7 protein-coding genes are annotated in these 4,009 nt (G+C 63.1%); 6 read left to right on the forward strand and 1 reads right to left on the reverse strand.

What is annotated here, in order from left to right:
* The 5 genes from EN925_RS26180 to EN925_RS26200 form a co-directional block, all read left to right on the forward strand.
* Positions 1–1,152, forward strand: a 1,152-nt coding sequence (locus tag EN925_RS26180) for a cbb3-type cytochrome c oxidase subunit I (RefSeq protein ID WP_206632937.1), incomplete at its 5' end; no start/stop codon positions are given.
* Entirely contained in the window at positions 1,149–1,754 is a 606-nt protein-coding gene (locus EN925_RS26185) for a cytochrome c oxidase subunit 3 (protein WP_013525139.1), read from the forward strand. The genes EN925_RS26180 and EN925_RS26185, both read left to right, overlap by 4 nt.
* A 1-nt stretch (position 1,755) precedes the next feature.
* A complete protein-coding gene (locus EN925_RS26190) occupies positions 1,756–2,097 on the forward strand; it encodes a hypothetical protein (RefSeq protein ID WP_063170778.1) in 342 nt (113 codons plus the stop codon).
* Positions 2,094–2,972 carry a cytochrome c oxidase assembly protein gene (locus EN925_RS26195; protein WP_127368834.1) on the forward strand — a complete coding sequence of 293 codons (879 nt, stop codon included), beginning with the start codon at positions 2,094–2,096 and terminating at the stop codon, positions 2,970–2,972. Before EN925_RS26190 ends, EN925_RS26195 begins: the two co-directional genes overlap by 4 nt.
* Entirely contained in the window at positions 2,953–3,369 is a 417-nt protein-coding gene (locus tag EN925_RS26200) for a c-type cytochrome (RefSeq protein WP_027161878.1), read from the forward strand. The genes EN925_RS26195 and EN925_RS26200 overlap by 20 nt, the downstream gene beginning before the upstream one ends.
* A gap of 77 nt (positions 3,370–3,446) precedes the next feature.
* Here the strand turns inward: EN925_RS26200 and EN925_RS26205 are convergent, their stop codons facing one another.
* Positions 3,447–3,818, reverse strand: a complete 372-nt coding sequence (locus tag EN925_RS26205; protein WP_245487306.1) for a hypothetical protein — start codon at positions 3,816–3,818, stop codon at positions 3,447–3,449.
* Here EN925_RS26205 and EN925_RS40900 point away from each other — a divergent pair.
* Positions 3,817–4,009: hypothetical protein (locus EN925_RS40900; RefSeq protein ID WP_245487308.1), on the forward strand; the 193-nt coding region annotated here is incomplete at its 3' end. The genes EN925_RS26205 and EN925_RS40900 overlap by 2 nt on opposite strands.

Consider the following 4,009-nt stretch of genomic DNA (forward strand, 5'->3'; position numbering starts at 1 on the left):
GGTGGGGATGCTCTGCTGTTCCAACACCTCTTCTGGTTCTTCGGCCATCCGGCAGTTTACATCATCTTCCTGCCGGCGACGGGCATGGTGTCCTCGATCATTCCTGTTTTCGCCAGGCGACCGACATTCGGTCATCTCGGGCTGGTCCTGTCGCTGATCGCGGTCGGCTTCCTTTCGTTCGGGCTTTGGGTCCATCACATGTTCGCCACCGGCCTGCCAAAGCTTGGCGCCAGCTTCTTCACCGCATCCAGCATGATGATCGCCATCCCGAACGGCGTACAGATCTTCTGCTGGCTGGCAACATTATGGGACGGCAGACCGGTGATCCGAACTCCGTTGCTGTTCGTCTTCGGCTTTTTCTTCATCTTCGTCATCGGCGGGCTGACGGGCGTGATGCTCGCCTCAGTGCCGTTGGATCTTCAGGTCCACGACACCTATTTCGTCGTCGCCCACTTCCATTACGTGCTGATCGGCGGCTCGGTGTTCCCGCTGCTTGGCGCGGCTTATTTCTGGTTCCCGAAGGTCACCGGCCGCATGATGAGCGAACGCCTCGGGCGGTGGCATTTCTGGCTGGCCTTCATCGGGTTCAATGCAGCCTTTTTCCCGATGCATCTGGTCGGCCTGTGGGGCATGCCACGACGTGTCTACACCTATCCGGCCGAGCTTGGCTGGGGCAACATCAACCTTTTCATCTCGGCTGGGGCGTTACTCTTCTTCCTGAGCTTTGTCCTGTTCACCTTCAACCTTGTGCATGGCGCGTTGAAAGGCACCTCGGCCGGCAACAATCCGTGGGACGCAGGAACCTTGGAGTGGGCAACATCCTCGCCGCCGCCGAGCTATAATTTCGCACGCATTCCCATCGTGACTCATATCGAGCCGCTCTGGGCCGAGCGCGAGGCGCTCCCTGTAGCGACCGGGCTCCGCGTCGACGCGCGCGAACTCCTCATCTCGACCGTGGCCGAAGCTCATCCCGACATTCGCGAGAAATCGGCCGCCCCTTCGATCTGGCCGCTTTTAGCGGCGCTGGCCGTCGGCGGCACGTTTCTCTATTCAATCTTCACGCCCTGGGCGATCGTCTGGGGCGCCGCGCCAATCGCCATCACGTTGATCGGATGGTTCTGGCCCAAGGGCGATCCGGAGGACGAGGAATGAAGCAGCGCGCCGCCGCCGATCTTTCTGGCCTGCCCACCTTCGGGCACGGTCCGCGCAGCCCGACCTGGTGGGGCACGCTGGGTTTCATGGCGCTGGAAGGCACGGGCTTCGCGCTGGCGGCCGGCGCTTATCTCTACCTTGCGCAGTCATGGCCAGACTGGCCCCTCAGCGCACCGCGCCCGAACCATTGGCCCGGAACGATCGTCACCATTCTGTTCATCGTCAGCCTTGTGCCTAACCACATCCTCCACCGCTATGCCAAGCAATGTTCGATGGTGCCGGTGCGGATCGGGCTGATGGTCATGTCGCTGCTCGGCATCGCTCCGCTCGTCGTGCGCTGGTTCGAATTCCCGGCCCTCAACATCTATTGGGACACCAATGCCTATGGATCGATGCTCTGGGTGCTGCTCGGGCTGCACACCACCCATCTCATCACCGATGTCGGCGACACCATCGTGCTGACTGTGCTGATGTTCACGCGCCACGGCTATAGCGGCCGTCGCTTCGGCGATGTCGGCGACAATGTCTTCTACTGGGACTTCGTGGTCCTGACCTGGATTCCGATCTATCTGCTCATCTACTGGGTGCCGAGGCTAGGCTGAGATGCGTGCATTACGCCTGGGAACGTCTTGGGGTGGTCTTCTGTCAGGGCCGCTGGCGTGGGCGGTCTCGACACAGCTGAATTATGCGCTGGTGCCCTGGCAATGCAATCGCCAGGTGCCGGTCGTGCTTCCCGTGGCGCTGCTGCTCGTCTTGTTGTCGCTGCTCGGCGGGGCGCTGTCGTGGCGGGCGAAGCGGCGAGGCGGTGCCGCATTCAAGCCGAAGCGTACGCGCGCCACAGAGCGCTTCGTCGCCAATCTCGGCATGCTGTCGGCGTTGCTGTTTGCGCTTGTGATCCTCATGCAAGGCAGCGCGGCGCTGATCCTGGATGAGTGCCTGCGATGAATCTGGACGGGCTGTTCTCTACTTCCATCTGCTACGGCGCCGGCGCACCCGAGGCCGGGTGGACGCTCGCGCTGCCCATCACCCTGCCACTTGCCGTGCTTGCCCTGATATATGTCGTTGGAGCTGGCCGGCTTTGGCGGCGCAGCAGCCGCGGCAGGACTCTGCGGCTGCGCCAGGCTCTGCTGTTCACGGCCGGATGGGGCGTGTTGACGGCCGCGTTGGTCAGCCCGATTCATGCACTCGGTGAGCAGATCTTTGCGGCGCATATGATCGAGCATGAACTGCTGATGGCCGTGGCGGCGCCGCTGCTGGTCTCCGCCAGCCCGGCTGCGGCCTTGATGTGGGGATTTCCCGCCGGGGTCCGGCGCATTCTTGGAATGGCCGGGCACGGCAGATGGCTGAATGCGGTTTGGTCTTTCGTAACTCGACCGCTCAGCGCGACCATTGCCCACGGCCTGGCCATATGGATCTGGCACCTTCCGGCGTTGTTCGAGGCCGCGCTCGAACGCGGCGTGATGCACTATGCACAGCACGCGAGCTTCTTCGGAACAGGGCTGCTGTTCTGGTGGGTACTCTTGCCGCGTCCCGGCCGCCAGCATGCCTATGGGACCGCAGTGATGCATCTTTTCGTCACCTCGCTGCACACTGGCCTGCTTGGCGTGCTCCTGCTGCTCTGGCCGCGGCTCTGGTACCCGCAGAACGCGGTGGGTGCGGCACTATGGAATTTGAGCCCCCTGGAAGACCAGCAACTTGCCGGGCTGGTGATGTGGGTTCCCGCTGGACTGATCTATGGCGGCGCAGCGCTGCTGCTGGCCGCGCTGTGGATCAAGGCGAGCGGAAGGGGGGAGGCGGCGCATGCCTACGAGCTTGTCTAAGCTGCTTGCCGGCGCCAGCGCCGCGCTGGTGCTGCTCGTTGCGGGCGTGGCCGGAATGACCTGGTGGTCCGATCAGGCGGCGCGCATCCGCCACGAGGCGGAGGCGGCCACGGGAGGTGACATTGCGCGCGCCATGCCGATCATGACTGCGAATGGTTGTTCCGGCTGCCATACGATTTCGGGCGTGCCGGGCGCGCAAGGGCAGGTCGGTCCACGCCTCGACGCCAGTCTTGCTGACCGCACCTTTATCGGCGGCGGGCTGGCCAACAATCCAGAGAACCTGATCCGCTGGATACGATCTGCCAGGGAAATCAATCCGCGCACGGCCATGCCATCGACCCGAATTTCGGAGCAGCAGGCGCGCGATATCGCGGCCTACCTCTACGCTCTGAAATGATTGAGCGGTTCACCGTTTGACGGACAACGCCGACCCTTCTGAAGAGACCGATTGTCGTTGATCCAGGATCATTCAAGCTAGGTTTGACGCTGAGATGGATCGGAAATCCGTTCACGCACGGCGTGCTCGGTCTTGTCTGCTGTGGACTTCACGATCTCGCCGAGCTGATCGGCGATCGTGTCTGCTTCCATATGTTGCCGGCCAGCTTCCTGCTTGATGGTCTCATAGGCTTCGGCGGCGACCTGCTTGGCCTCGTCGAGACCCCTGTCGAGCATGGTTTCGGCGGTATCGCGAAGCTTTTCGCCATAGGCGCCTAGCTGCTCATCCTCCGTTGCGGTATGGGGCAACATTGCACCTATGGCGGCGCCGATGGCGAGACCCGCGGCCGCTATGGCCAAGGGCTGGTTCTCCAACAGATCTTGCGCGGAGCGGGCGGCTTTCGCCGCCATGTCGCCGGTCACCGATCTTGCAGTGGCCGTGCTGCCCGTCAAACCCTCCGCGGCGCTGCTTGCCGCGCTGGAAACGGTATCGCCGACGCTGGCGGCAGCCGATGACAGCGATGCGGCGGCATCGGAAAGCGTGCTGCCCAAGCCTCCACGTTCCCGTTCATCATGTCGTCCCGGCGCCGAGGGCATTGAGT

It is taken from the genome of Mesorhizobium sp. M7A.F.Ca.US.006.04.2.1 (assembly GCF_004022915.1).
Classification (GTDB): Bacteria; Pseudomonadota; Alphaproteobacteria; order Rhizobiales; family Rhizobiaceae; genus Mesorhizobium; species Mesorhizobium ciceri.

What these genes read in the sequence shown, in the direction of transcription:
- EN925_RS26205 (WP_245487306.1), bottom strand. Translation starts at nt 3,818, where the DNA reads ATGGCGGCGAAAGCCGCCCGCTCCGCGCAAGATCTGTTGGAGAACCAG.
- EN925_RS26185 (WP_013525139.1), top strand. Translation starts at nt 1,149, where the DNA reads ATGAAGCAGCGCGCCGCCGCCGATCTTTCTGGCCTGCCCACCTTCGGG.
- EN925_RS26195 (WP_127368834.1), top strand. Translation starts at nt 2,094, where the DNA reads ATGAATCTGGACGGGCTGTTCTCTACTTCCATCTGCTACGGCGCCGGC.
- EN925_RS26200 (WP_027161878.1), top strand. Translation starts at nt 2,953, where the DNA reads ATGCCTACGAGCTTGTCTAAGCTGCTTGCCGGCGCCAGCGCCGCGCTG.
- EN925_RS26190 (WP_063170778.1), top strand. Translation starts at nt 1,756, where the DNA reads ATGCGTGCATTACGCCTGGGAACGTCTTGGGGTGGTCTTCTGTCAGGG.